Origin of the sequence: Cupriavidus nantongensis, from assembly GCF_001598055.1 — a bacterium.
In the GTDB taxonomy this organism is placed as follows: domain Bacteria; phylum Pseudomonadota; class Gammaproteobacteria; order Burkholderiales; family Burkholderiaceae; genus Cupriavidus; species Cupriavidus nantongensis.
In genome coordinates this window covers 3,895,538-3,920,329 of sequence record NZ_CP014844.1, presented here as the reverse complement: position 1 = coordinate 3,920,329, position 24,792 = coordinate 3,895,538, and the positions used below count along the sequence as shown (strand labels likewise).

Annotated in this window: 23 protein-coding genes; 8 read left to right on the top strand and 15 right to left on the bottom strand. The window is 70.4% G+C overall.

The window, feature by feature from the left end; genetic code table 11:
- Entirely contained in the window at positions 1-1,113 is a 1,113-nt protein-coding gene (locus tag A2G96_RS18130) for a CoA transferase (RefSeq protein ID WP_062802239.1), read from the top strand.
- Positions 1,114-1,193: 80 nt separating this feature from the next.
- Positions 1,194-1,571 carry a DUF5594 family protein gene (locus tag A2G96_RS18125; RefSeq protein WP_062801468.1) on the top strand — a complete coding sequence of 126 codons (378 nt, stop codon included), beginning with the start codon at positions 1,194-1,196 and terminating at the stop codon, positions 1,569-1,571.
- Positions 1,572-1,585: 14 nt separating this feature from the next.
- Here A2G96_RS18125 and A2G96_RS18120 read toward each other — a convergent pair whose 3' ends face one another.
- The 3 genes from A2G96_RS18120 to ubiD form a co-directional block, all read right to left on the bottom strand.
- Positions 1,586-2,488 carry an aldose epimerase family protein gene (locus A2G96_RS18120; RefSeq protein ID WP_062801467.1) on the bottom strand — a complete coding sequence of 301 codons (903 nt, stop codon included), beginning with the start codon at positions 2,486-2,488 and terminating at the stop codon, positions 1,586-1,588.
- Positions 2,489-2,511: 23 nt separating this feature from the next.
- Entirely contained in the window at positions 2,512-4,536 is a 2,025-nt protein-coding gene (locus A2G96_RS18115; RefSeq protein ID WP_062801466.1) for an acetoacetate--CoA ligase, read from the bottom strand.
- Positions 4,537-4,665: 129 nt separating this feature from the next.
- Positions 4,666-6,192, bottom strand: coding sequence for a 4-hydroxy-3-polyprenylbenzoate decarboxylase (gene ubiD / locus A2G96_RS18110; RefSeq protein WP_062801465.1), 1,527 nt, complete (start codon positions 6,190-6,192; stop codon positions 4,666-4,668).
- A gap of 648 nt (positions 6,193-6,840) precedes the next feature.
- Between ubiD and A2G96_RS18105 the strand changes: the two genes are divergently transcribed.
- On the top strand, positions 6,841-7,959 hold the full coding sequence (locus A2G96_RS18105; protein WP_062801464.1) for a lytic transglycosylase domain-containing protein: 1,119 nt from the start codon (positions 6,841-6,843) through the stop codon (positions 7,957-7,959).
- An 82-nt stretch (positions 7,960-8,041) separates the two neighbouring features.
- Here the strand turns inward: A2G96_RS18105 and A2G96_RS18100 are convergent, their stop codons facing one another.
- The 12 genes from A2G96_RS18100 to A2G96_RS18045 all read right to left on the bottom strand — a co-directional run bounded on the left by A2G96_RS18100 (position 8,042) and on the right by A2G96_RS18045 (position 18,415).
- Positions 8,042-9,223, bottom strand: a complete 1,182-nt coding sequence (locus tag A2G96_RS18100; RefSeq protein ID WP_062801463.1) for a pyridoxal phosphate-dependent aminotransferase — start codon at positions 9,221-9,223, stop codon at positions 8,042-8,044.
- Positions 9,224-9,372: 149 nt separating this feature from the next.
- Complete coding sequence (gene nusB / locus A2G96_RS18095) at positions 9,373-9,888, bottom strand: transcription antitermination factor NusB (RefSeq protein ID WP_062801462.1); 516 nt, start codon at positions 9,886-9,888, stop codon at positions 9,373-9,375.
- Positions 9,881-10,381, bottom strand: coding sequence for a 6,7-dimethyl-8-ribityllumazine synthase (gene ribH / locus A2G96_RS18090; protein WP_012353576.1), 501 nt, complete (start codon positions 10,379-10,381; stop codon positions 9,881-9,883). The genes nusB and ribH overlap by 8 nt, the downstream gene beginning before the upstream one ends.
- Before the next feature lie 85 nt (positions 10,382-10,466).
- Positions 10,467-11,576 (bottom strand): bifunctional 3,4-dihydroxy-2-butanone-4-phosphate synthase/GTP cyclohydrolase II, encoded by a 1,110-nt coding sequence (gene ribBA / locus A2G96_RS18085; RefSeq protein WP_062801461.1) that lies wholly within the window; start codon positions 11,574-11,576, stop codon positions 10,467-10,469.
- 284 nt (positions 11,577-11,860) lie between these two features.
- Positions 11,861-12,484: a riboflavin synthase gene (locus A2G96_RS18080; RefSeq protein ID WP_062801460.1), complete on the bottom strand. Its 624-nt coding sequence runs from the start codon at positions 12,482-12,484 to the stop codon at positions 11,861-11,863.
- Positions 12,485-12,542: 58 nt separating this feature from the next.
- Entirely contained in the window at positions 12,543-13,658 is a 1,116-nt protein-coding gene (ribD, locus tag A2G96_RS18075; protein WP_062801459.1) for a bifunctional diaminohydroxyphosphoribosylaminopyrimidine deaminase/5-amino-6-(5-phosphoribosylamino)uracil reductase RibD, read from the bottom strand.
- Positions 13,659-13,726: 68 nt separating this feature from the next.
- Entirely contained in the window at positions 13,727-14,284 is a 558-nt protein-coding gene (locus tag A2G96_RS18070; protein ID WP_062801458.1) for a GspH/FimT family pseudopilin, read from the bottom strand.
- Positions 14,285-14,291: 7 nt separating this feature from the next.
- Positions 14,292-14,747 carry a type IV pilin protein gene (locus tag A2G96_RS18065; RefSeq protein ID WP_062802238.1) on the bottom strand — a complete coding sequence of 152 codons (456 nt, stop codon included), beginning with the start codon at positions 14,745-14,747 and terminating at the stop codon, positions 14,292-14,294.
- On the bottom strand, positions 14,747-16,579 hold the full coding sequence (locus A2G96_RS18060; protein ID WP_062801457.1) for a pilus assembly protein: 1,833 nt from the start codon (positions 16,577-16,579) through the stop codon (positions 14,747-14,749). The genes A2G96_RS18065 and A2G96_RS18060 overlap by 1 nt, the downstream gene beginning before the upstream one ends.
- A complete protein-coding gene (locus tag A2G96_RS18055) occupies positions 16,576-17,169 on the bottom strand; it encodes a pilus assembly PilX family protein (RefSeq protein ID WP_062801456.1) in 594 nt (197 codons plus the stop codon). Before A2G96_RS18055 ends, A2G96_RS18060 begins: the two co-directional genes overlap by 4 nt.
- Positions 17,163-18,101: a PilW family protein gene (locus A2G96_RS18050; RefSeq protein ID WP_231909597.1), complete on the bottom strand. Its 939-nt coding sequence runs from the start codon at positions 18,099-18,101 to the stop codon at positions 17,163-17,165. The genes A2G96_RS18055 and A2G96_RS18050 overlap by 7 nt, the downstream gene beginning before the upstream one ends.
- A complete protein-coding gene (locus tag A2G96_RS18045) occupies positions 18,098-18,415 on the bottom strand; it encodes a hypothetical protein (protein ID WP_062801454.1) in 318 nt (105 codons plus the stop codon). Before A2G96_RS18045 ends, A2G96_RS18050 begins: the two co-directional genes overlap by 4 nt.
- Positions 18,416-18,951: 536 nt before the next feature.
- On the opposite strand from A2G96_RS18045, the gene A2G96_RS18040 reads away from it, so the two are divergent.
- The 5 genes from A2G96_RS18040 to A2G96_RS18020 are packed head-to-tail and all read left to right on the top strand — an operon-like array spanning position 18,952 to position 24,788.
- Positions 18,952-19,512 carry a GspH/FimT family pseudopilin gene (locus tag A2G96_RS18040; RefSeq protein ID WP_062801453.1) on the top strand — a complete coding sequence of 187 codons (561 nt, stop codon included), beginning with the start codon at positions 18,952-18,954 and terminating at the stop codon, positions 19,510-19,512.
- Positions 19,503-20,066 (top strand): type IV pilus modification protein PilV, encoded by a 564-nt coding sequence (gene pilV, locus A2G96_RS18035; protein WP_231909596.1) that lies wholly within the window; start codon positions 19,503-19,505, stop codon positions 20,064-20,066. Before A2G96_RS18040 ends, pilV begins: the two co-directional genes overlap by 10 nt.
- A gap of 26 nt (positions 20,067-20,092) precedes the next feature.
- Complete coding sequence (locus A2G96_RS18030) at positions 20,093-20,818, top strand: PilW family protein (protein ID WP_231909595.1); 726 nt, start codon at positions 20,093-20,095, stop codon at positions 20,816-20,818.
- Positions 20,815-21,414, top strand: coding sequence for a pilus assembly PilX family protein (locus tag A2G96_RS18025; RefSeq protein ID WP_062801451.1), 600 nt, complete (start codon positions 20,815-20,817; stop codon positions 21,412-21,414). The genes A2G96_RS18030 and A2G96_RS18025 overlap by 4 nt, the downstream gene beginning before the upstream one ends.
- A complete protein-coding gene (locus tag A2G96_RS18020) occupies positions 21,414-24,788 on the top strand; it encodes a pilus assembly protein (protein ID WP_062801450.1) in 3,375 nt (1,124 codons plus the stop codon). The genes A2G96_RS18025 and A2G96_RS18020 overlap by 1 nt, the downstream gene beginning before the upstream one ends.
- Positions 24,789-24,792: the final 4 nt, after the last annotated feature.

Below are 24,792 nucleotides of genomic sequence, written 5' to 3'. Positions count from 1 at the left end.
ATGACCCTTACCCCACAACCGGATTTCGCGCCGCTGGCCGGCATCCGCGTGCTGGATTTCTCGCACGTGATCGCCGGACCGTTCGCCACCTTCCTGCTGTCTCAGCTGGGCGCGGAGGTGACCAAGGTGGAGAACGCAGGCGGCGGCGATGTGATGCGCCGCGCAGGCAAGGGGCATGCGGCCTTTGTCGCGCTCAATGCCGGCAAGTCGTCGCTTGCGCTGAACCTGGCCGACGAAGACGGGCGCGCGCATGCGCTGGAACTGGCCAGCCGTTGCGATGTGTTCGTCGACAACCTGCGGCCAGGCGTGCTGGAGCGCTTCGGCCTGGGCTACGAGGCGGTGCGATCGCGCAACCCGCGCGTGGTCTATTGCAGCATCTCGGGCTTTGGCCGCGGGGCGGCGCAGTGGCACGGGCGGCCGGCGTATGACCATGTAATACAGGCCGCCACCGGCATGGCATGGATGGGCGGGACCGAGGGCGACCCGCCGATGAAGACTGGCTTCCCGGTGATCGACGCCGCCACCGGCATGCTGGCTGCCTTCGCCATCGTGGCCGGCGTGCGCGAGCGCGATCGCACCGGGCACGGCATGCTGCTCGATGTGTCGATGGCCACGGCCGGGCTGCAGCTGATGTATCCGATGGCATGCGATGCCATGACCACCGGCGGCGTACCGGTACGGCAGGGCAACCAGGGCTATTCGGGCAGTCCGTCGGCAGATTTCTTCCGCACCCGCGACGGCTGGCTGGCAATTGGCGCGAACACGCCGAAGCAATTGCTGGCGCTGCTCGACGCGCTCGGCCTGGGCGAGCTGGCCAAGGATTCGGCCTTGTTCGACACCCCGCTGGACGCGGCCGCCTTGCCGGCCTTCGTGCGCTCGATCGATCCGGCCGCGCTCAAGCGGGCCATCGCGGGCGCCGTGGCGGCGGGAACCGCGGCCGACCTCGAGCCGCGCCTGGCCGCGCTGGGCGTCCCGGCGGCACGCCTGCGCAATATCGCCGAATTCGCCGCGGAGTCGATGGCCAATGGCAGCCTGCAAGCGGTGGCGCTGCGCGAAGGACCCACCGAGGTCCTGTCGCCGGGGCTGGGTTTCCGCGTGTACCGCCCGGGGTGAAGCCCGGCGTATAGTGGCTGGCACGATGGCGCACGACCAGTGCGCCGCCACCTCTGCCGCAACCTTCGGACACCCCCACCTTGACCACCGACTTCTTCGCCCGCTTCGAAGCCGAATGCCTGCCGCGCATCGCCGACGCGATCGGCCAGCAGCATCGGCGCGTGGAACTCCAGCCGCTGCCTGCCGATGGACCCGGGATGCCGCCGCGCCTGCGCCTGACCGGGGACGGCCCGCCGGAGTTGCGGCGCCATCCGTATGCGCTCGATATCACGCTGGCGTGGGATGGGCTGGAGGTGCAGCGCCTGTTCGCCGCGGGCGGCGAGGCGCGCTTTGCCGGCTACCTGGCGGCGCTGCCGGCCAAGCTGCGGGCGTGGCAGGAGCCGCGCGGCATCGATTTCCGCTCGCTGTCGCAGGCCGACCCGCGGATCCTGATCGGCGGGCTGGATTTCGAGCACTGAGCGGCGCTGCTGAATCAACCGAATACGCGCAGCCGGCACACCGCGCTTTCCGCCTGGCCGGGCTCGATCCAGCGCAAGCCGTGGCCGTGGTGGATGGCATCGGGCAGTCCAACCCACGGTTCCACGCAGTAGAAGTCGGAGGTTTCAGTTTCGGACCACGTGGTCACGGCATGCCAGGGCGCGCTGCCGGGCAGGTCGAGCTCGAAGCGGATATTGCGGCCCGGCATGGCCAGTTGCGCCGCGGGGCTGCCGCGGAAGACGTGGAACGTGTCCTGCAGCCGTGGATCGTCAAGCTGGTAGGTCGAATCGCCGGACTCGGCCGGTCCGGGGCTGCCATCCGGCAACTGGCGCCTGCGCTCGGTGTCGGGCAGCGCCAGCGACGCCGCGCTGCGCTGCGCGTGGGGCAGTGCGAAATAGAAGTGGTGGCCGGGATAACAGGGCAGGCGCTGCGTGCCGGGGTTGGCGGTGCGCAGCGTTACCTCCAGCCCGTCGGGCAGCAAGGTGTAGACCACGTCGAACACGAAGGCGAACGGATAGCCGGCGCGCGTGGCCTCGCTGTCGCGCAGCGTCATCGTGATCGCAGCCTGCGGGTCGATGGCGCTGACCTCGAACGGCAGGTCGCGCGCAAAGCCATGCTGCGACAGCGTGTGGATCGTCCCTTGTCCGTCACGCCACTGCCCGGCGTTGCCGTCGACAAAATGCCGGCCGATAAACGGGAACAGCAGCGGATTGCCGCCGCGGATCTTGGCCGGGCGGCTCCAGTCGGCGGCGTCGGGCCAGTACAGCAGGTCTTGCCCGCGGTGCACCCAGCGCACCAGCCGCGCGCCGTATTGGGGCGCCAGCAGCAGCCAGGAATCGGCCTGGCCGATCCGCACCAGCGGCTGGCCCTGGAAGTCTTCGGTTGGCAGGTTGTGCATGGCCCTGGACGATGTGGTGGGGCTCAGGTCGTGGCCGACTCTGCCTGGCGCGCCTTGAGGAAGCGCGCGGCGTAGTCGAAGTACCAGTCGAGCGTGTCGGGGTTGGCCATGGCGTCGCGATTGGCGATGCTCTCGGGCGCATGGCCCAGCAGCAGCTTCTTGATCGGCACCTCCATCTTCTTGCCCGACAGCGTGCGCGGCACGCCGGGCGCCTGCACGATCTCGTTGGGCACGTGGCGCGACGACAGCGCGCTGCGGATGCGCGCGCGCAGGGTGTCGCGCAGCGCGTCGTCGAGCACCATGCCTTCGCGCAGCACCACGAACAGCGGCATATACGATTCGCGGCCCAGGTATTCGAGGTCGACCACCATGCTGTCCATCACCTCGGGCAGGTCTTCGACCACGCGGTACAGCTCGCTGGTGCCCATGCGGATGCCGTGGCGGTTGATGGTGGCGTCGGAACGCCCGTAGATCACCGCGCCGCCGCGCCTGGTGATCTTGATCCAGTCGCCATGCCGCCAGGCGCCGGGATAGGTGTCGAAGTAGCTGTCGCGGTAGCGCTGGCCATCGGTGTCGCCCCACAGGTAGAGCGGCATCGACGGCATCGGCTCGGTGCAGACCAGTTCGCCGACCGCGTCGACCAGCGGCTGGCCGTGGTCGTCGAAGGCTTCCACCTTCGCGCCCAGGCAGCGGCATTGCATCTCGCCGGAATAGACCGGCAGCAGCGGGCAGCCGGCGACGAACGAGCCGGCGAAATCGGTGCCGCCCGACATCGGCACCAGCCAGATGTCTTCGCGTACATGGCGGTAGATCCAGTCGTAGGCCTCGACCGGCAGCGGCGAGCCGGTCGAGCCCAGTCCGCGCAGCCGCGACACGTCGGCGATGCGCGCCGGCTCGATGCCGGCCTTCATGCAGTTGGTGAAGAACGCCGCGCCGGCGCCGAACAGGGTCACGCCGGCATCGTCGACGAAGCGCCACAGCACGCCGGCGTCGGGCCAGGCCGGGTTGCCGTCGTAGAGCGCGATGGTGGTGCCGAGCAGCAGCCCGGCCACCTGGGCGTTCCACATGATCCAGCCGCTGCTGCTGTACCAGTGGAATACGTCGTCCGGGCCCAGGTTGTTGTGGAACGCCATCAGCTTGAGCTGCTCGATGACGATGCCGCCGTGGCCGTGCACGATCGGCTTGGGCATGCCGGTGGTGCCGGACGAATAGACGATCCACAGCGGATGGTCGAACGGCACCGGCTCGATCGCCAGCGGCACGTCGTGCGCCAGCACGTCTTGCCAGGCGTGGACGCGCACGCCGGCGGGCGTCGCGGCGCCGCTGCCGGTTTGCGGCACCAGCACCAGGTCGGTCAGCGAGGGCAGGGCGGCGACCAGCTCGGCCAGCACCGGCGCGCGGTCGTAGGCCTTGCCGCCGTAGCGGTAGCCGTCGACGGCGATCAGTACTTTGGGCGCGATCTGGCGGAAGCGGTCGACTACCGCCACCTGGCCCATGTCGGGCGCGCAGCCGGACCAGACCGCGCCGAGGCTGGCGGTGGCCAGGAAGGCGACCACGGTTGCAGGGATATTGGGCAGGTAGCCGGCGACGCGGTCGCCGCGCTGCACGCCCATCTGACGCAGCGCGTGCGCGAGCGAGGCCACCTGGGCCTCGAGCGCGTGCCAGCTGATATCGGCCAGCGGCTGCGCCTCGCCGGCATGGCGGATGGCGGTGCGCTGGCGCGCGCTGCCGCTGCCGGCATGGCGGAACATCTGCTGCACATAGTTGAGGGTGGCGCCGTCGAACCAGCGCGCGCCCGGCATGGTGCGCCGGTCCAGCACTTGCCTGGCCGGGGTGTCGAAACGCACGTCGAAGTAGGCGCGCACCGCGTCCCAGAACGCTTCGAGCTCGGTGACGGACCACTGCCACAGGCTGTCGTAGTCGTCGAAGGCCAGGCCGCGTTCGGTGCGCAGCCAGCGCATGAACTGCGCGATCTGGCTGCGGTCGCGGAACGCCTCGGACGGCGTCCACATCAGGTTGCCTTCGGCAAGCGGGGCGGCGGTGGTCATGTCTCCTCCTTGGGCCCGTCTGCCGCGGGCATCGGATGGTGCGATGGTTGGCCGCGGGCGCCGTCGCGGGCGCCCGGTATCAGCGTGACATGATAACGGCGGATCGCTGCCGGCGCGTGCCGGCTGCCATCAGCGGCCGGCGGGGCGGTCGAACAGCGTTTCCCACAGGGTGTCGACCTTGGCCTTGACCGCGGCATCCATGGTGATCGGCGTGCCCCATTCGCGCGTGGTTTCTCCCGGCCACTTGTCGGTGGCGTCGATGCCCATCTTGGAGCCGAGCCCCGATACCGGCGAGGCGAAGTCGAGGTAGTCGATCGGGGTGTTGTCGACCAGCACCGTGTCACGGCTGGGATCGACGCGGGTGGTGATGGCCCAGATCACTTCCTTCCAGTCGCGCACGTCGACATCGTCGTCGACCACCACGATGAACTTCGTATACATGAACTGCCGCAGGAAGCTCCACACGCCGAACATCACGCGCTTGGCATGGCCGGCGTACTGCTTCTTCATCCGCACCAGCGCCATGCGGTAGCTGCAGCCCTCGGGCGGCAGGTAGAAGTCGGTGATTTCCGGGAACTGCTTCTGCAGCAGCGGCACGAACACCTCGTTCAGCGCCACGCCCAGCACGGCCGGCTCGTCGGGCGGCTTGCCGGTGTAGGTGGAGTGGTAGATCGGGTCGCGCCGCATGGTGATGCGGTCGATGGTGAAGACCGGGAACCAGTCCTGCTCGTTGTAGTAGCCGGTGTGGTCGCCGAACGGACCCTCGAGCGCGTGCTGGTAGCCGGACGGGTGGTTGGGATCGGGCTGGATATGGCCTTCCAGCACGATCTCGGCCGACGCCGGCACGCTCAGCTCGGACAGCGTCGGCGTCAGGCAGCCCGCCAGCGCGGTGCGGCTGCCGCGCAGCAGGCCGGCGAACTGGTATTCGGACAGGGTATCGGGCACCGGCGTCACCGCGCCCAGGATGGTGGCCGGGTCGGCGCCCAGCGCCACCGCGATCGGGAAGGGCTTGCCGGGGTTGGCCAGCGCATGCTCGCGGAAGTCGAGCGCGCCGCCGCGGTGCGCCAGCCAGCGCATGATCACCTGGTTGCGGCCGATCACCTGCTGGCGGTAGATGCCAAGGTTCTGGCGCTTCTTGTGCGGGCCCTTGGTCACGACCAGGCCCCAGGTGATCAGCGGGGCGGCATCGCCGGGCCAGCAGGTCTGGATCGGCAGGCGCGCCAGGTCGACGTCGTTGCCTTCCCACACCACCTCCTGGCAGGCCGGGCTGCTGACGCGCTTCGGGGCCATGTCCCACACCGACTTGGCCAGCGTGAACAGCTTGCCGGCCTCGCGCAGCCCGCGCGGCGGCTCCGGTTCCTTCAGCGCCGACAGCACCCGGCCGATGTCGCGCAGGTCTTCCATCGATTCGGCGCCCATGCCAAATGCGACTCTGCGTGTCGTGCCGAACAGATTGGCCAGCACCGGCACGCTATAGATGTCGCCATGGGGAGCGCCCGCAGGTTGCTCGAAGACGACCGCGGGGCCGCCGGCGCGCAGCAGGCGGTCGCAGATTTCGGTCATTTCCAGGTTGGGCGACACCGGGCGGGCGATGCGCCGCAGCTCGCCGAGCCCTTCGAGCTGGCCGATGAAATCGCGCAAGTCTTTGTATTGCATGGTGAATTCTGTTGTGGTGCGGCATTGCGCACCGGATCAGGGAGGCGGCGGTCAGGTCGGTGACGATACACATTCCTCGGGGCGGCGGCAAAAAAATCGTCCGGCCGGTGCCGCGGAAATTGTAAGTTTTTTGCCCGCCCCGGGGCGGGCCGTAACGCGGCGAGCCAAGGCCACGCCTGCGTTTGCGGGCGTCCGAGTGATGCCGGACCGACCAAAACCGCCTTGTTACAAATAACTGGAAGTAGTGAATTATCGATTTATTATTCTTGACGGGATATAACACCGTTTCTACAATCCGGTCTGCTCCATGGAGTGTTGCGTCGCAACATGGATTTTCCCCCTGTGTCAAGGGGTGCACATCAAAACAACGTGCCAGAAAGTCCCTCCAGCAAGGACCGATGTCATAGACCCGCGCGCATGGCGGGTGACCGGTCGCCTCCGGCGACTTGCCGGAGTGTAGAGAGTTAAGTCGTGGCAGGTAGCGCTCCCCCAGGGCGCGGCCTGTTTCCAGTTGGGCGCATGGGGAGCGCCCTGCCAACAGGTGCTTGGTCGTCACTGCTAGACGGCGCGGCATCCTTACTTGAGTACGTTGAGATCGGGCGCATGCCGCAGTCGGGCACGCGAAGCGGGCAACGGATGGAGGTAAGCATGAGCGGTTGGAAAACCCTTCATCTTCCCGGCATCGGGCGGGCCCTGCAGGTCCGCCTTCGACAGCCGGTACCCGGAGTGAGTCGGGCATTGCAGGTCCGCCTCGCGCATCCGGTCGCGGGCCGCGCCTTGCGCGGTGGCCGCACGACGCTGAAGTACGCCCTGAACAGCCTGGGCGTGATGGCGGTGGTTTCGGCGGTGTCGCTGTCGGTGAGCCAGGAATGGCGAACCACGCTGGCCGCCTTGCTGGCCGGCGACGAAGCGCCGGCGGTGCTGGTGAGCGCCGCCGTGGCCGCGCCCGCGCATGCCGGCACTGCTCCCGCTGCGCACGGCCCGGCCCACAGCCCGGCCGTATCCAGCGCCGTCCCGCCCAGCACGGCGGACGTCGCGGCGGCCAAGCTGGGCTATGGCGCTGGCCGCGGCGGCAAGCTCGGCCTGCCGACCGTGTCGGGCGTCGACGAATGGAGCCTGGCGGCCAATACCAAGGTGCCGTCGGTCGCGCACCTGGCCGCGCAGATCCCGGTGACGCGCGTGGCCATGGACGCCCGCAGCACCGGCGCCACGCTGGGCAGCGCGCGCGAGCAGGCCGCGGTGGCGGACTATATCGCCCGCAAGTACCGCGTGGCGGCGCAGGCTACCGCGCAGCTGGTCAAGGCGGCCTACCTGACCGGGCGCGAGGTCGGCATCGATCCGCTGCTGATCCTGGGCGTGATCGCGATCGAGTCCAGCTTCAACCCGTACGCCGAAAGCGGCATGGGCGCGCAGGGCCTGATGCAGGTCATGACCAAGGTCCACCAGGACAAGTACGAAGCCGTCGGCGGCGTGTCCGCGGCGCTGAACCCGTACGCCAACATCAAGATCGGCGCGCTGGTGCTCAAGGACTGCATCGCCCGCGCCGGCTCGCTCGAGGGTGGCCTGAAGTACTACGTCGGCGCCACCACGGCCACCGACGGCGGCTACGGCGCCAAGGTGCTGGCCGAGCGCGCCCGCCTGCGCCAGCTGATCGGCGTGCGCAGCGCGCCCGCCAATGCCGACAAGCCTGCGGCCGAGGACAAGGCGCCGGTCGAGCACGCGCCGACCGAGAAGCTGGAAGCCAATAACGGGCCGCACAACGCCTGAGCCTGGCGCCCGGCATCGCCCAGAAGAAAAGCACCCCGCGGGGTGCTTTTCTTTTGCCCGCCGCCGCAGCGGCCGGGTGTGGTCAGCGGAACAGCTTGCCCAGCCGCGCCATCGCCTCTTCGATATTCTCGCGCGAGGTCGCGTACGAGATCCGGATGTAGTCCCGGGCCGTATGCGGGCCGAAGTCCTGCCCCGGCACCATCACCACGCCCGCGTCGTGCAGCATGGCCTGCGTCAGGCGGTCGGCGTCGCCGGCGGCGGGGTGGTTGACGCCGCGGCAGTCCGCATACACATAGAAGGCGCCGTCGGGGCGCACCGGCACGCGCAGGCCCAGCGACTCCAGCGCCGGCACGATCAGGTCGCGGCGACGGCGGAATTCGGCCTTGCGCTCGTCGTAGATGGCCAGCGCCTCGGGCGTGAAGCACGCCAGCGCGGCGTACTGCGCCACCGCCGACGCGCAGATGAACAGGTTCTGCGCCACCTTCTCGAAGGCCTCGACCAGTGCCTCCGGCACCACCAGCCAGCCCAGGCGCCAGCCGGTCATGTTGAAGTACTTCGAGAAGCTATTCACCGTGACCACGTTCGGGTCCAGGCTCAGCGCCGACACCGGCGCGGCATCGTAGGACAGGCCCTGGTAGATCTCGTCGAGGATGGCGAAGCCGTGGCGCGCCCGCACCGCCTGCAGGATCCGCGCGAGTTCGTCGGGCAGGATCGAGGTGCCGGTCGGGTTGGACGGCGACGCCAGCAGCACGCCGCGGGTCTGCTCGCCCCAGTTGGCCTCGACCTGCGCGGCGGTCAGCTGGAAGCGCTCGGCCGGGCCGCTCGGGATCATGCGCGCGACGCCGTCGAAGGCGGCGACGAAGTGGCGGTTGCATGGGTAGCTCGGGTCCGGCATCAGCACTTCGGCGCCGATCTCGACCAGCACCGCGCACGCCAGCAGCAGCGCGCCCGAGGCGCCGGCGGTGACGATCACGCGCCGCGCCGGGATCTCCAGGCCGTAAGCGGTCTGGTAATAGCCGGCGATGGCCTCGCGCAGCGGATGGATGCCGAGCGCCCCGGTGTACTGCGTGACGCCGCGGCGCATGGCGGCCTCGGCGGCGCGCACCACCGGCTCGGCGGCGGTGAAGTCCGGCTCACCGATGCCCATGTGCACGATATGGCGGCCGGCGCGCTCCAGCGCGGCGGCCTGCTTGGCCAGCTCCATCACATGGAAGGCGTCGATGTTGGCGAGGCGGGAGGCGGTAGCCAGGTGCTGCAAGTCCATGGTGTTCCGGGCGGGCAGGAGGCCCGTTCAGCAAAGGGATCAGTAGGAATGAAAACACCCGCCGCGGCGGGTGTCGTCTTCATCGGCGCTGGCGCCAGGCCAGCGCGACGGCACGGCGGGGCCGCGGCGGTGAGTTCGGCCGGGGCGGCTCAGCGGCGCGCGGCCACCTCGGCGGCGCGCACCTGGGCGGCCAGCTTGTCGAGCACGCCGTTGACGTACTTGTAGCCCTCGACGCCGCCGAAGGTCTTGGTCAGCTCGACCGCTTCGTTGATGACCGCCTTGTACGGGATGTCGAGGCAGTGCACCAGCTCATAGCTGCCGACCAGCAGCGCGGCGCGCTCGACCGGCGACAGCTCGTCGACGGAACGGTCCAGGAACGGCTCGAACGCGGCGGTCAGGCGGGCCTCTTCGCGCACGGCGCCATTGAGCAGCGCGTCGAAATGCTCGCGATCGGCCTTGTTGAAGCCCTGGGCGTCATGCAGGTGGGCCTGGATCGCGCCGATGTCGTTGCGGTTCAGCAGCCACTGGTACAGGCCCTGCAGGGCCAGCTCGCGCGAGCGCCGGCGCGCGCTCTTGGGCGGCGCCTTGGCTTCGGTGCGGGCCGCGGCGGGCTTGGCGCCGGCGCCCTTGCCGGCGTCGTCCGGGGTGTTCGACGTATCACTCATCGTCGTCCTCGTCTTCGTCTTCCTGGCCGCGCAGCGAATCCAGCGCCGCCACCAGGTTGGCCATCTCCACCGCGGCGCGGGCGCAGTCGCGGCCCTTTTCGCGGGTGCGGGCATGGGCCTGCTCGTCGGTGTCGACGGTCAGGATGCCGTTGGCGATCGGCACGTTGAAGTCCAGGCCGACGCGGGTGATGCCGGCGCCCGACTCGTTCGAGACCAGCTCGAAGTGATAGGTCTCGCCGCGCACCACGGCGCCCAGCGCGACCAGCGCGTCAAACTGGCCGCTCTCGCACATCTTCTGCAGCGCCAGCGGGACTTCCAGCGCGCCCGGGACGGTCACCACCAGGGTGTCTTCGCCCTCGACGCCGAGCTGTTCCAGCTCGGCCACGCAGGCCTCGAGCAGTTCGGCGCAGACCGGCTCGTTGAAGCGCGCCTGCACGATGCCGATACGCAGGCCTTCACCGTCGAGGTTGCTGGGGTAGAAGCCGTGATCCATTGTTCAGTTCTCCAGTTTTCGGGAGGGCCGCGGCGGCAGGCGCCGCGGCCCGGGTATTGGGGGATGGCTCGGTCCTGGGGCCGGCTCAGTCGGCCTGGCCGCTCATCGGCTGGTAGCCGGTCACTTCCAGGTCGAAGCCGGTCATGCTGGGCATGCGCTGCTTGGCGGCCAGCACACGCATCTTGCCGACGCCGACATCCTTCAGGATCTGCGCGCCCATGCCATAGGTGCGCAGGTCGGGCTTGCGGCGCGGCCGCGACTGCGGCGCGTCGAGCGCGCTGAACTGCGTGAACAGCTGCTCGACGGTGTCGCCGCAGTTCAGCAGCACGATCACGCCGCGCTCGGACTCGGCGATCGCCTGCATCGCCGCCGGGATGCTCCACGAGTGCGTCGTGCATTTCACTTCCAGCAGGTCCAGCACCGAGAACGGCTCGTGCACGCGCACCAGCGTTTCCTGTTCCGGCGTGGGCTTGCCCTTGACCAGCGCCAGGTGGGCCTGGCCGGTCGGCTTGTCGCGGTAGGCGATGCTGTGGAAGGTGCCGTACGGGGTTTGCATGGCGCGCTCGCCGACGCGCTCGATAATGCTCTCGGTGCGGCTGCGGTAGTGGATCAGGTCGGCGATGGTGCCGATCTTCAGGTCATGCTCCTGCGCGAACTCGACCAGGTCGGGCAGGCGCGCCATGGTGCCGTCGTCCTTCATGATCTCGCAGATCACCGCCGCCGGCGTCAGGCCGGCCAGCGCGCCCAGGTCGCAGCCGGCCTCGGTATGGCCGGCGCGGATCAGCACGCCGCCGGGCTGCGCCGTCAGCGGGAAGATATGGCCGGGCTGGACCAGGTCGGCTGGCTTCGCATCGCGGGCGACGGCGGCCTGCACGGTGCGGGCGCGGTCGGCGGCGGAAATGCCGGTGGTCACGCCCTCGGCCGCCTCGATCGAGACGGTGAAGTTGGTGCCGTGCTGGGTGCCGTTGCGGCTCACCATAGGATGCAGGTCGAGCTGGCGGCAGCGCTCGGCGGTCAGCGTCAGGCAGATCAGGCCGCGGCCATGCTTGGCCATGAAGTTGATCGCCTCCGGCGTGACGAAATCGGCCGCCAGGACCAGGTCGCCCTCATTTTCGCGGTCTTCCTCGTCGACTAGGATGACCATGCGGCCGGCGCGAATGTCGGCAATGATGTCTTCGGTACGGGCGATTGTCATGGCGTGCTGAACGGCAGGTTGGGGCGGAAATCAGGCGAATGGCTGTGGCAGGAACCGTGGCCGCGGTGGAAAGCGGCCGGACTGAGGCGGGGCTTCGGGCCGGGCCGGCGGGGCCATATACGCCCGGCAGGCTGCCCAGTCAAGCCGGCTATTGTACGCCAAGGCGGCCCACGCGGGAGGCGCAGGCCGCGAAAGTGCTGCGCGTCGGTGACGGGGCGGGCAGGGGTGCAGGCTGCGGCGCCTGGCCGGCAGGCTCCGCCTTACTCCCCCGCCTTACTCCCGCCTTACGCCGGGGCCTGGGCGGCAGACAGCATCCGCTCCACGTAGCGCGCGATCAGGTCGATCTCCAGGTTCACGCGCGCGCCGGGCTTGAGCTCTTGCAGCGTGGTCACTTCGACGGTGTGCGGAATCAGGTTGATCGAGAACTCGCAGCCGTCGGCCTCGTCGGCGACGCGGTTGACGGTCAGCGACACGCCGTTGACCACCACCGAGCCCTTGTAGGCGAGGTAGCGCGCCAGCTCGCGCGGGGCGCGGATGCGCAGCTCGTGCGACTCGCCCACCGGCGCGAAATGCACCACTTCTCCCAGGCCGTCAACGTGCCCCGATACCAGGTGGCCACCGAGCCGGTCGGCCAGGCGCAGCGCCTTCTCCAGGTTGACGCGGCCGGCGCGGTCGAGCCCCACGGTCTTGTCCAGCGATTCGCGCGAGACCTCGACCTCGAACGCGTCGGGCGCCATGGCGATCACGGTCATGCAGGCGCCCTGGATGGCGATGCTGTCGCCGATGATGACATCCGACAGGTCGAGCCCGCCCGCGGCGATGCGCAGGCGCACGCCGGCGTCGGCGGCGGCGCCGAGCGGGGTCACGGATTCAATGCGGCCGACCGCCGCGACAATGCCAGTAAACATGGTGGAGTCTTGTGCTTGAGGTGTTGGGAATTCCGGATTGGCTGCCGGCGTGCTGGCGCTAGGCATCGTTGCGCCGCGCGATCAGCCGCAGGTCGTCGCCGATCTGCCGGACTTCATGCCAGTGGAACTGCTCGGCATCCTGCAGCCGCGCCAGCGGCGGCAGGTTGAACATGCCCTGGGCATCGCCGAGCAGCTTGGGGGCGAGGTAGATCAGCAGCTCGTCGGCGCAATGCTCGCGCACCAGCGAACCGTTGAGCTTGAAGCCCGCCTCGACATGCAATTCGTTGATGCCGCGCCGGCCGAGTTCTTCCAGCATGCGGCGCAACTCGACCTTGCCGTGCGGGTTGGGCAGCACCACGACTTCGGCGCCGCGGCCTTCCAGCGCGCGCTGCCGCTGGCGGTCTTCGACCGCGCAGAACACCAGCACGGGCCTGGCGAACTCGCCGGTATCCGGCGTCAGGATCTGCGCGTCGAGCGGCACTTCGAGGCGGGAATCGACCAGCACCCGCTGCGGCTGGCGCGGCGTGGCGATGGCCCGCACCGTCAGCGCGGGATTGTCGTCGCGCACGGTGCCGATGCCGGTCAGGATGGCGCAGGCGCGCGCGCGCCAGGCGTGCCCGTCGTCGCGCGCGGCCTGGCCGGTGATCCACTGGCTGGTGCCGTCGTGCAGCGCCGTGCCGCCGTCCATCGACGCCGCCACCTTGACGCGCACCCACGGCAGTCCGCGCGTCATGCGCGAGACAAAGCCGATATTCAGGTCGCGCGCCTCTTTTTCCAGCAGGCCGCAGCGCACGTCGATGCCGGCATCGCGCAGCCGCTGCAGGCCGCGCCCGGAGACCGACGGGTTGGGGTCTTCCATCGCCGCGACCACGCGCGCCACGCCGGCGCGCACCAGCGCATCGGCGCACGGCGGGGTGCGGCCGAAATGGCTGCACGGCTCCAGCGTGACATAGGCGGTGGCACCGGCCGGATCGAGCCCGCGCGCCAGCGCGTCTTTCATCGCCTGGATCTCGGCATGGTCCTGCCCGGCCGGCTGGGTGAAGCCCTGTCCGATGACCTGGCCGTCCTTGATCAGCACGCAGCCGACGCGCGGATTGGGCGTGGTGTTGAACATGCCCCGCGCGGCGAGCGCGAGCGCCTGCTGCATGGCGGCGTGGTCGGTATCGGAAAACATTCGGCGATCGGTGGGCCTTGGGCCTTGGCGCTGCGTTCAGGTGGTAGGAAGGTGGCAGGGCTGCCAGGTCATGGCGGTTCGGAGGATTCCGCCTCGCAGTCGGCGTCGCGGCCGGGTGTGCAGAGTCGGATACGTCCCTGCGCGCCCAGCCTGACTTGCCGCTGTTCGCCACGGCAGCCAAGCGTGAAGGTGGCGGCCTGGAAACCGCCCTGCTCAGAACGAGAGTATCCCACAGGCAGGAATTTCAGCACATTGGCGCCGCGCACGGTCTGCCGAAGGGCCACGGACAGGCACGGCGTGCCGGGCTCGACCACCGACAGCACCACCATCTGGCCGGGGCCGGCGCCGGCCGTCACCAGTTGCCAGCCCGGGCTGAGCGTGGACTCGCCCGGCAGCGGCTGCAGCGTCACCTCGACGCGGCGCGACAGCGCGGTCGCGCGCGCCAGCGCCAGCGACATCGCCAGCCGGTCGGCCGCCAGCGTGACCTGCTGGCGTGCGAGCATGCCGCTGAAGAACGGATAGGCCGCGGCCGTGAACACGCCAAGAATTACCAGGCCGGCGACCAGTTCGACCAGCGTCAGTCCACCCGTGCGTCGAGGCCTGCCGGCATGCCATCGTGTGTTCATCGTGGCCTCAGCAATGGGGCGGCAACGGTTGCGGGACCGCAGCGCCATCGGGCAGCGCCAGCCACTGGCCGGTGCTGCGCAGGATCAGCGTGCCGCATTCGGGGTCCGCGGCTTGCGGAACGGCACGGAGTTCGACACAGCTATCGAGCTCCGCTTGCGGGCAAGCGGCGGCGCTTACCAGATGGCGCACCGGGTCATTGGCTGGCACGCGCAGCGGCCACTCGCCGGCAACCATGTCGGACCCGGGCGCGGCGGCAAAGGTCATGGTCTCGAGCGCTTGCCGCTCCAGCTGCAGCATCGCGCCGGTCAGCGCGGTGCGGGCCTGCGCACGCCAGCCGCGCGCCAGATGGCGGTGCCACGCGGGCACGGCGATGGCCGCGAGGATGGCCAGCACGGCCAGCGCCGCCACAAGCTCGATCAGGCTGAAGCCGGGCTTGCGCCGGCAGGCCGTTGCCAGGGTCATCATGGCGTATCCTCCCTGGCCGGGCCGACGATCTCGCGCCAGCGCAGGCGCCCGGTGCGGCGCGTGGCCAGCGTTTGCGCGATCTGCGTGACGGCGTTGTCCGTGGCCGACCACACCGAGACGGCAAACGCCTGGCGCCCGGCACCGCCCGGTTGCGCCGGCGTGCCGGGCAATTCGGTGCGGGTTGTGAACACGGTGGCCCCGGGCGGCAGCAACTGGCCGGTGGCGACCAGCAGGCGCTCGCCGGAGTTGCGCTGCACGACGGATTCCCCGGTCGCCGCCAGTACCAGGTAGCTGCGCTGCGCGCCATCGGGCGTGCGGGTCACGAACAGCAGGTAACCGGGGAAGACCGGCTCGATCTCGATCAGCTGTTCGCCGGCATGGGGCAGGGTCAGGCGCCAGCCCATATCCTGCGCGCCGCCGGGCGTGGCGCACAGGATGTGGCCGTTGTCAGCTGCCTGGGCCGTGACCTGCCGGGGCGTGCGTGCCGAGGCGCTGCGCGTGGCAAGGTCATCGGGCACTGCGGCCAGTTCGTTGCCGGCGCCGTAGACCACCACGGGCGCGCTCGGGGAACCGAGCAGCACGGGGGCTTCTTCCCTGGCCGGTTGCGCGGATACCTGCATCCGGTACAGGCAGGCCGCGGCAGGGCCTGCGCCGGCCTGCGGCGCGTCGGCGAGCGCGAAGCGCCAGAGCTGGCCGGCATCGTCGGTGGCATAGGCCGCGAGCGCGGCACCGGTCATGTCGGACAGCACGCTGACCGCCACCAGCCTGCTGGCCGGTGGGCCGCCCAGGCAATCGCGCTCCGGCAAGGGCAAGGTGCGGATCGCGTACTGCCCGCCCCATGCGGCGCTGGCGGGCTTGTCCAGTGGCAGCAAGGCAAGTCCGGCGCGGGCAGCGCCCGCCTCGCCACTGGTGCCTGCTTCGAGGATCACGACCGCGAACCAGCGCAAACCATCCGGACCACGGATGCCCGCCGCGCGTACCGGCCCGCGCGCGGCCAGTGGCAGCGCGTCGGTCGCGGCGATCTCCCAGATCGGCACGAACGGCAGCTGTCCTTCGGGATCGGTGACGTCGAGCGCGAAGACCGCGGCGGGGTTGCCGGCGGCGGCATTGGCCGGGATGCCGCACAGCAGCACCGTGCGCCATTCGCCGCGCAAGGTGACGTCGTGCGCTTCCGGGCGCGGACATGGCGGCGGCAGCGTTGGCGTGCCGGGGGCCGGCATGGCCACGGCATAAGGCAGCAGCGCGCCCGGCAGGTACGCGGCGCGCTCGTCGCCGGTCGCGGCATCGAAGGCGTGCAGCAGGCCGTCGGCGGTGCCATGCCAGGCCACGTGCGGGCGCAGGCTGTAGCGCAGGCGAAAGCCGGCGTGGCCGGGTTTGCCGGGCGACCAGGCCGGCGGCGCCACCACCCGCACGCGTGCGCCTGCGGCATTGCCGAGGCGCGTATCGCGCGGGCGCAGGCCGGCGTGGGTCTGGTCGCCGCGCAGCCAGTTGATCGAGGCGCTGTCCCCGATGCGCAAGGCTTCGGTGGTCGCATCCCATTGCAGCACAATGGCGCGCGCCGTCTCGCCGTACGGTGCCGCATACGTGAATAGCCGTCGCGACGGCACTGTCCGGCGGTCGAGGCGGTCGCCGGCTTCCCACAGGTGGGGTGAGGGCGCCTGCGTCAGGTCCTGCCAGCAAATGGCGAACAAGCGCCCGGTCCACGGGTAGGCGCCGTTCGCGGTCCGGTAGGCCAGCGGCAGCCGGCCCGCTTCGGATCCGGCGGCATGGCACGCGGGAACCAGCATCAGGGCAAGGCAGAAGAGCGCGCAGCGGGCGAGGCGGGTCATGGCTGGATCACGCTTTGCAACAGGGCGCGCACGGCGCGCGTGGGGCCGAAGCCGATCGCGGTCACACGGATCCGCGGCCACGGGGCGATGGCGACAGCGGGGTCCGGCGCGCCGTAGCCGGCCGGTGCTTCATCCAGAATCTCTGCGACATAGCGCGGCGGTTCCAGCGTGTCCGCGCCCGCCGGCAGCGCCGCGCCGGTAAAGCGCCCCAGCGGCACGCCGACGGCGTCGACATCGGCATCCGGCCGTAGCCACGGCTGCCACACCGGCGGTCCGGCCAGCGCGGGCCGGCACAGGCCCGCCTGCCGGCCGCTGCCGCAGCGACCCGGCGCCGGCCACAGGGCCAGTCGGTCGTGCGCGTCCGGCGATGTGGCGGCCGCCATCAAATCGGCCTCACCATCGCGCAAGGCCGCCTCGGCGGCGCGGAACGCGAGTTCGCGTTCGCGCTGCATGACGGCAAGCTGCCGCCCGGACAGCAGCATCTGCAGCGTGGCCGCAGCGATCAGCACCACCATCAGCAGCAGGGTTCCGCACAGCAGCAGCGTGACGGCGCCGGCATGGCGCAGGCGTGGCAGACAGCGCGCTAGCACAGGGTCTCCTGGCAGCGGGGCGCATTGCGCAGCCGCACCGTGGCGGTAAACACGCGGCGTGTGGTACCGGCCTGCGCCGGTGCAGCGGGCGGCAGGTCCGCCGCGGCAGTGCCGGGCGGCGGCAGCGTGTCGGCGCCGCTGCCCCGGACCAAGCCGGCCGACCCCGGACGGTCGCCCCGCACGGCGATGGCGATCTGGACCGCCACTACGCGTTGCCATGCGGCATCGCCCAGTGGCGGGATTGCCGATGCCGTCTCGAAACGCTCGGGGCGGCCGTCCTGGTCCAGGTCCAGCCCATAACGCAGTTGCAGCGACTCCACGCCGCGCACCAGCGCCCCCGAGGTCCAGCCGCTGCCGTCGATCAGGCCATTGCGACGGGCCGGGTACCGGCACAGCAGTTGCGGCACGCCATCGGCGCCAGCCGCCACATAGAGCAGGTTCTGGGCGACGTAGCCGGGGTTTGCCGCGGCGGCCGCCGCGCTTGCAGCGACCGGATAGCCGCTGCAGTCGGTCATGGTGTCGTCCGGCTGGGCCGGCGCGGCGGGCAGGCTGCTGCCGCTGAAGCGCACCAGCAGCGCGTCGCTTAGACCGATGGCGGCCCTGGCGCACGCAGGCACGGCGGCCAAGGCGGGCTGGCCGCAATTGTCGGCGCCGCTGACCGCGGGCTGGTCGGTGCTGGCGCTGCCGGACGCCGGCTCGCCCGGCCAGCCGGCCTGGCGCAGCAGCGTGGAAAGAATGGCCAGCGCGCGCTGGCCGCGTTCCTCGACCAGCACGCGGTCGGTGCTGGCGAGGTAGGCCGCGTGCGCGTTCAGGAAGGCGGCGCCGGCCGCGGCAGAGGCGATCAGGCCAAGCGTCATGCCGACCATCAACTCGACCAGCGAGAAGCCGCGCAGGCGGGTCGGCGAGGTCCGGGCGTCAATGGGGCTGCTCATGGTCGCCCCCATGTCGACCCGGCCGGCAGGCAGCCGCCGGCATCCGGCATCGGCACGATGGCCGCGACCGCGGCCAGCGGTGTCGCGCAACGGCCCAGCTCGGCATCGTCGGCCGCGTTGCGCGTGGCCTGCGCCAGGCGCTCCAGCTGGCGCAGCCAGCCCAGTCCGGTGCTGCCGGCCAGCGCCGTCGGCAGCAGTCCGGCCAGCACGATCGTCAGGGCGCCAAGCGCCTCGACCAGCGCGTAGGCGCGCTGGAGCCTGGGTTGCGGGGTGGCCGGCGGCGGCAGTCGACGCCGAATTGCGGATAAGGACATGGCAAGGGCTGTGAAGGCGATGGGCCCAGATTAGCCAGCCCTCCCCGCCGCGAACGTGCCCAAACGTAAAGCAGAAAGATCCGCACCATTGTGTTAAGCGCGGGCATGCCGCGCCCGATTCTGAGGCTTGCCTGCGGCCAGTTGCGGCGGCCCAACGCCTTGCCGGCTCGCCGCCGCCAAACGCTGCACGATGCAATTGACAGGAAATATCAAATTCCCCACTATCGCGGGTGTTGCAAAGTCGTAACGATTCCGCTATCCGGTTCGCGGTTCGGTTCGAACTGCAGCATCCCGTTGCCAGCCACCCGGCCGGCAGCGAGGCATAGAACAAGAATTCGGGTGCGGGCTGGCCTTTCCGCCGTCAGAGCGGAGTGCCTTGCCCAGATAACAAAGCCATTTATCGGGGGTCAACATGCATAGGGTCATCCTGGCAGTTCCTTGTCCATCGGCGGCGGCACCTCTGCCCGCGCGCTGACATGCCGGCGACGGTTCGCCTTCGCGATACCGCGCCTCCCCGCTCTCACCACGATGTGGCCATGCCCGGCCCGGTCGCGTTGCGCCGGCGCTGCCGCGGGCTGACGCTGGTCGAGCTGATGGCGGTGGTGGTGATGGTGGCGATCCTGGCCGCGATCGGCACGCCTTCGTTCGTCTCGCTGCTGCGCACCAGCCGCGTCGACAGCGAGATCCAGTCGATGGTCGGCACCCTGCAGCTCGCGCGCAGCGAGGCCATCAAGCGCGGCCTGCCGGTCAGCGTGTGCCCGTCCGCCAATGGCACCGCCTGCCTGGGCGCCGGCAACTGGGCGCGCGGCTGGATCGCCTTCGTCGACCGCAATGGCTCGGGCACGGTGGACGCGGCGCCGCCGGCCGACGAGCTGCTGCACTACCGCGCCGGCTGGTCCGCCACCGACACCTTCACCACGCCGGCCGGGGCGGCCTTCCTGACCTTTAACCGCGATGGCTTTGCCGTGCTGCCCGGCGGCGCGTTGACGATGACGCTGCGCACCAGCCCGGTGGCGGCCGAGGCCACGCGCTGCATCGCCATCAATATCGCCGGCCGGCAGACCATCCAGCGCGCCGGGGAGGGTGCATGCCAGTGACCGGACGCAACCGCAGCCTGCGCCGGCACCGCATGGCGCGCGGACTGTCGCTGATCGAGGTGCTGATCACGCTGGTGATCACCTCGGTGGGGCTGCTCGGACTGGCCAAGATGCAGGCGGCGGCGCTCGCCAATACGCAGGTTGCGCGCGGGCGTTCGCTGGTGGCGCTGCAACTGGAAAGCCTGGCCGCGGCGATGCACGGCAACCGCGGCTTCTGGGCGGCCGGCACGGCGCCGCAGACGTTCACGCTGTCCGGCACGACGGTCACCGACAGCACCGGCGCGCTCAGCACCGCCGCGCCGGACTGCGCCAGCGCGGCCTGCACGCCGATCCAGATAGCCGCCTACGACGTACAGCACTGGGCCGCGGAGATGGCGGCGCACTTTCCCACCTACGCGGCCACGGTCAACTGCAGCAACGACATCAGCCGCCCGATCCGCTGCAGCCTGACCGCCACCTGGAGCGAGCATTACCTGGCCTACAACCAGACCACCGCGGCGCAGAGCTCGGCCATGGCCGCCACGCAAAGCCTGACGCTGCACGTCCAGCCATGAGAGCGATCGTTCGGAACCCGTGCGGCATGCCACGCCGCCGCTATCGCGCAACGCAGGCCGGTGTCTCGCTGGTCGAGGTGCTGGTGGCGATGGTGATCGCGCTGTTCATGCTGGCGGCGCTGATGACGGTGTTCCTCAACCTGCGCGGCACCGTGCGCGACCAGGAGCGGCTGGCGGCGCTGCAGGACAGCGAGCGCTTGGTGATGACGATGCTGGCCAACACGGTGCAGTCGGCCGGGTACTTCCCCGATCCGCTGAACCAGGTCGCCGCGGATGCGCTGCCGGCGCTGGCGGGCAGCGCCTTCGGCGATTTCGCCGCGGGGCAGGCCATCGTCGGCCAGTCCGGCGCCGACGGGGCCAGCGATACGCTGACGGCGCGCTTTGTCACCGCCAGCGGCGACGGCATCATGAACTGCCAGGGCGCGGCCAATACCTCGGGCGCCAATGCCGCCTACCTCAACACCTTTGCGGTCAATGCCGCCAACGAGCTGACCTGCGCGGTCAACGGCGGCGCGCCGGTGCCGCTGGCCGGCGGCATTACCGCGCTGCGTGTGCGCTACGGCACCGACACCGGCAACGGCGGCAACGTCGACACCTACCTCAGCGCCAGCGCGGTCACCGCCGGCGCACTGTGGGGCCAGGTGCGCAGCGCGCGCGTGACGCTGACCTTTGCCAATCCCTTTGCCGGCCAGCCCGGCCAGCCGGCCACGCTCGGCTGGACCCAGACCATCAGCCTGATGAACCGCCCATGACACGCGCCCAGCCAGACCGTTTCCGCATCGGTGCCCGCGCCGGCGCCGCGCCGCGCGGCTATGTGCTGATCATCGGCCTGCTGTTCCTGCTGATCCTGTCGCTGCTGTCGGTGACGATGTTCCGCGGCTTCGGCCTGCAGGAGAAGATCGCCGGCAACACCCGCGAGAAGCAGCGCGCGTTCGAGGCCGCGCAGGGCGCGCTGCAGTACGGCGAATGGTGGCTGGGGCGGGGCAACGGCTCCGCCGGCGCCGCCTGCAACAGCGTGATCGACGCCAACGATCCGGCCAACCTGCAGGTCTGCGCCAACGCGCTGGCAGACCCGGCCACCCTGCCGTGGACGCCGGCGCGGGCGGATTACCTGCCGCCGTCGATGCGCCTTGCGAGCGCCGGCAGCCCCGGCGGCCTGAACGGCACCGACATCAACTACGCGCGCGCCCCCAGCCTCTACATCCACTATCTGGGCCTGTCGCCGGATGGCCTGTCGATGCTGTTCCGCGTCACCGGCGCCGGCTATGGCGGCAGCGACGGCACCGCCGCGGTGGTGCAGAGCACCTACCAGCTTGGCGCCGGCACCAAGGATCTCGGGAAAGAGTGATGAGCCAACCTCCACGCCTCGCTGGCATTGCCGCCGCCGTCAGCGCCGTTGTCAACGCGGTCCTGGCGGGCCCGGCGCATGCGCTGGTGATCCAGGACAACCTGAACGGGGCCTCGTCCTCTTACGACTGGGTGGCGCTGAATGGCGCGTGCCTGACCGCCGGCAACGGCACCGGCTCGATCCCGGGCTGCGCCACGTCGAGCTTCACCTACTACCGGGACCGCAACTCGAAGCTGGTCGGCGGCGCCAGCGGCAGCGTGCCGGACGCACCGGGCTACGGCGCGCTGCGGCTGACCAACGGCGACACGGCCGAGGGCGCCAACGGCGACAACCAGACCGGCGCGGTGGTGTCCCGCTTCACCTTCGGCATGCAGGAGGGGCTGCAGGTCACGTTCTCCACCGTCACCTACGGCGGCGACAACCTGCGCGGCACCGGCGCCGACGGCATCAGCTTCTATCTCGCCGACGGCAGCAGGAGCCCGACCGTGGGCGGGCTGGGCGGCAGCCTGGGCTACAGCTGCTCCAACGTCAACGCCGCGTACGACGGCGTGGCCGGGGGCTATATCGGCATCGGCATCGACGAGTTCGGCAACTTCTCGAACAAGGCCGACAACACCGACTCAGGCCCGGCGTTCCAGGCCAACCGCATCAGCGTGCGCGGCTCGGGCGACACCAACTGGGCCGGCCTGCGCGCCGCCTATCCGGGCTACTACCCCGACAACCTGAGCGCCAGCAAACGCGCGCAGGCGGTGCAGAACACCTGTGCGCGCGGCTATGTACAGGACTGGAGCAACGGCAGGGACGGCGGCGACGTCAAGGGGCGGCGCCTTGCCTACAACTACCGCATGCTCGGCATCAGCGACCTGCCCGACAAGATCGCCAACCAGCAGGCGGTGTCGCGGCCGACGCGCGCCAAGGGCATCCCCATCGTCTATTCGCTCAAGCTGACGCAGAACGGGCTGCTGAGCATGTCCTACAGCTACAACGGCGGCGCGGCCACGCCGGTGATCACCGACCAGGACATCACGCAGGCCAACGGGCCGGTACCGGCGTCGCTGCGCTTCGGTTTCGCCGCGGGCACCGGCGGCGGCAGCAACGTGCACGAGATCACCTGCTTCAAGGCCGAGCCGGTGGGCCAGTCCAGCAGTTCGGCCGGCACCAACGTGCAGCAGTCGGCGCGGGTCGAGGCGGGCTCGCAGGTGTACCTGGCCTACTACCATCCGACCAACTGGTGGGGCGAGCTGAGCGCGCAGAACCTGCTCTACGATCCCGCCACCGACTCGGTGTCGATTGCCACCGTGGCCAACTGGAACGCCCATTGCACGCTGACCGGCGGCAATTGCGCGGCGACCGGCACCTCGGTGGTGGCGCAGGCGCCCGACAGCCGCAGGATCCTGACCTGGAGCGGCAGCACCGGCATCCCGCTGCGCTGGGACACCAACCTGCCCGCCGCGCTCAAGGCGAAGCTGAGCGCGGGCGATGCCACGCAAAGCGGCGACCGCCTCGACTACCTGCGCGGCGACCGCAGCAAGGAACTGACCGCGGCCGGCGCCGGGCTGTTTCGCAAGCGCACCGGCGTGCTGGGCGACATCATCGATTCGAGCCCGACCTGGGTCGGCGCGCCGTCGTCGCCGTACAGCGGGCCGTGGACCGATGCCCTGTACAAGCGCGCCAGCCCGGCGGAGCCCGCCGGCAGCTACGACGCCTTCCGGCAAGCCAAGGCGCAGCGGCTCAACGTGGTCTATGTCGGCGCCAACGACGGGCTGCTGCACGGCTTCCGCTCCGGCTACTACAACGCGGCGGGCGCCTTCGTCGGCAACGACGCCGGCAAGCCCAACGACGGCCGCGAGGTGCTGGCCTACATGCCCGGCGCGGTGCTCGACACCATCCATTCGACCAGTGCGGCGCTCGCCTACAGTTCGCCGCAATACGTGCACAACCTGTTTGTCGATGCCACGCCCGGCACCGGCGACCTGTACTACGCCGGGGCCTGGCATACCTGGCTGGTCGGCGGCCTGGGGCCGGGCGCGAACCGCGGCGGGCCGCTCGCCAGCAAGACCGCGATCGCGACCGGCGGCGCGCTGTACGCGCTCGACGTGACCGATCCGGAGCGCTTCGGCGATACCCCCGCGGCGGCCAGCGCCACGGTGATCGGCGAGTGGAACAACACGCTGCAATGCACCGGCGACACCGCGTGCGGCGACCACCTCGGCAACACCTATGGCACGCCGGTGATCCGGCGCCTGCACAACGGCCAGTGGGCGGTGCTGTTCGGCAACGGGCTCAACAGCAAGAGCGGCTCGGCCGGCCTGTTCATCATGCTGGTCGACCCGGCCGACGGCTCGCGCAGCTTCCGCTATCTCGGCACCGGCTACGGCCCGCAGCAGGACCCGGCCGGCGCCGGCAGCCGCAACGGCATTGCCTATGTCACGCCGGCCGACCTCGACGGCGACCACATCACCGACTATGTCTACGCCGGCGACGTGTTCGGCAACCTGTGGCGCTTCGACCTGACCTCGGACAATCCGGACCAATGGCGCGCCGGCACCAGCCCGCTGATGCAGACCGGCGGCAAGCCGATCACCACCAAAGTGGCGGTGGGCTCGGTGCCCGGTACCGGCACCGGCGCCGCGGCGATGCCGCGCGTGGTGGTGGCGTTCGGCACCGGCCGCCGGCTGGAGCAGACCCAGGGCAGCGAAGCGGTGTTCGAGCCGGGCGGGCAGGGGCTGTATGGCGTGTGGGACTGGGACATGGCGGGATGGAACGCGGTGGCCGGCGCGCAGGCCCGCTATGCGTCGCTGGCCAGCGCCACCCGGCCGCTGTCCGCCGCCAACCTGACGCAGCAATCGATTACCGCCGAAGGGCGCGCGGCCGGCAGCACGGTGACGGTGCGCACGGTCAGCGCCAACAAGGTGTGCTGGCAAGGCTCGAGCGCCTGCGCCAGCGGCAACAACAAATACGGCTGGCAACTGCCGCTGCCGTCGGCCACGCGCGAGCAGGTGATCTACAACCCGGTGATCGCCTACGGCATGTTTATCGTCAACACCACCATCCCGCCCAGCTCGGCGTTGTCGCAGGCGCTGTCGTGCAATGCCGAGGTGCCGTCGGGCTTCACCATGGGCGTGTCGATGGGCTCGGGCGGCGCGGCCGCGCAGTCGTTCTTCAGCAGCACCAACAGCAGCACCTTCCCGCTGCTGAACAACGGCATCGTCAGCGGCATCGGCCTGAGCGGCACCGGCACGCCGTCGGTGGTGACGGCGAAGAAGCGGCCCTACCTGGTGCAGCAGACCGTCGGCGGCAGCGGCGCCATCACCCAGATCAACCCCGGCGCCAACGGTGCCGGCGCCCGCCTCAACTGGATCCGCCTGCGCTGACCAC

Coding starts and splice junctions, on each gene's coding strand:
- A2G96_RS18130 (WP_062802239.1), top strand. CDS start 1: ATGACCCTTACCCCACAACCGGATTTCGCGCCGCTGGCCGGCATCCGC.
- A2G96_RS18120 (WP_062801467.1), bottom strand. CDS start 2,488: ATGCACAACCTGCCAACCGAAGACTTCCAGGGCCAGCCGCTGGTGCGG.
- A2G96_RS18115 (WP_062801466.1), bottom strand. CDS start 4,536: ATGACCACCGCCGCCCCGCTTGCCGAAGGCAACCTGATGTGGACGCCG.
- ubiD (WP_062801465.1), bottom strand. CDS start 6,192: ATGCAATACAAAGACTTGCGCGATTTCATCGGCCAGCTCGAAGGGCTC.
- A2G96_RS18105 (WP_062801464.1), top strand. CDS start 6,841: ATGAGCGGTTGGAAAACCCTTCATCTTCCCGGCATCGGGCGGGCCCTG.
- A2G96_RS18100 (WP_062801463.1), bottom strand. CDS start 9,223: ATGGACTTGCAGCACCTGGCTACCGCCTCCCGCCTCGCCAACATCGAC.
- nusB (WP_062801462.1), bottom strand. CDS start 9,888: ATGAGTGATACGTCGAACACCCCGGACGACGCCGGCAAGGGCGCCGGC.
- ribH (WP_012353576.1), bottom strand. CDS start 10,381: ATGGATCACGGCTTCTACCCCAGCAACCTCGACGGTGAAGGCCTGCGT.
- ribBA (WP_062801461.1), bottom strand. CDS start 11,576: ATGACAATCGCCCGTACCGAAGACATCATTGCCGACATTCGCGCCGGC.
- A2G96_RS18080 (WP_062801460.1), bottom strand. CDS start 12,484: ATGTTTACTGGCATTGTCGCGGCGGTCGGCCGCATTGAATCCGTGACC.
- ribD (WP_062801459.1), bottom strand. CDS start 13,658: ATGTTTTCCGATACCGACCACGCCGCCATGCAGCAGGCGCTCGCGCTC.
- A2G96_RS18070 (WP_062801458.1), bottom strand. CDS start 14,284: ATGAACACACGATGGCATGCCGGCAGGCCTCGACGCACGGGTGGACTG.
- A2G96_RS18065 (WP_062802238.1), bottom strand. CDS start 14,747: ATGACCCTGGCAACGGCCTGCCGGCGCAAGCCCGGCTTCAGCCTGATC.
- A2G96_RS18060 (WP_062801457.1), bottom strand. CDS start 16,579: ATGACCCGCCTCGCCCGCTGCGCGCTCTTCTGCCTTGCCCTGATGCTG.
- A2G96_RS18050 (WP_231909597.1), bottom strand. CDS start 18,101: ATGAGCAGCCCCATTGACGCCCGGACCTCGCCGACCCGCCTGCGCGGC.
- A2G96_RS18045 (WP_062801454.1), bottom strand. CDS start 18,415: ATGTCCTTATCCGCAATTCGGCGTCGACTGCCGCCGCCGGCCACCCCG.
- A2G96_RS18040 (WP_062801453.1), top strand. CDS start 18,952: ATGCCCGGCCCGGTCGCGTTGCGCCGGCGCTGCCGCGGGCTGACGCTG.
- pilV (WP_231909596.1), top strand. CDS start 19,503: ATGCCAGTGACCGGACGCAACCGCAGCCTGCGCCGGCACCGCATGGCG.
- A2G96_RS18030 (WP_231909595.1), top strand. CDS start 20,093: ATGCCACGCCGCCGCTATCGCGCAACGCAGGCCGGTGTCTCGCTGGTC.
- A2G96_RS18025 (WP_062801451.1), top strand. CDS start 20,815: ATGACACGCGCCCAGCCAGACCGTTTCCGCATCGGTGCCCGCGCCGGC.
- A2G96_RS18020 (WP_062801450.1), top strand. CDS start 21,414: ATGAGCCAACCTCCACGCCTCGCTGGCATTGCCGCCGCCGTCAGCGCC.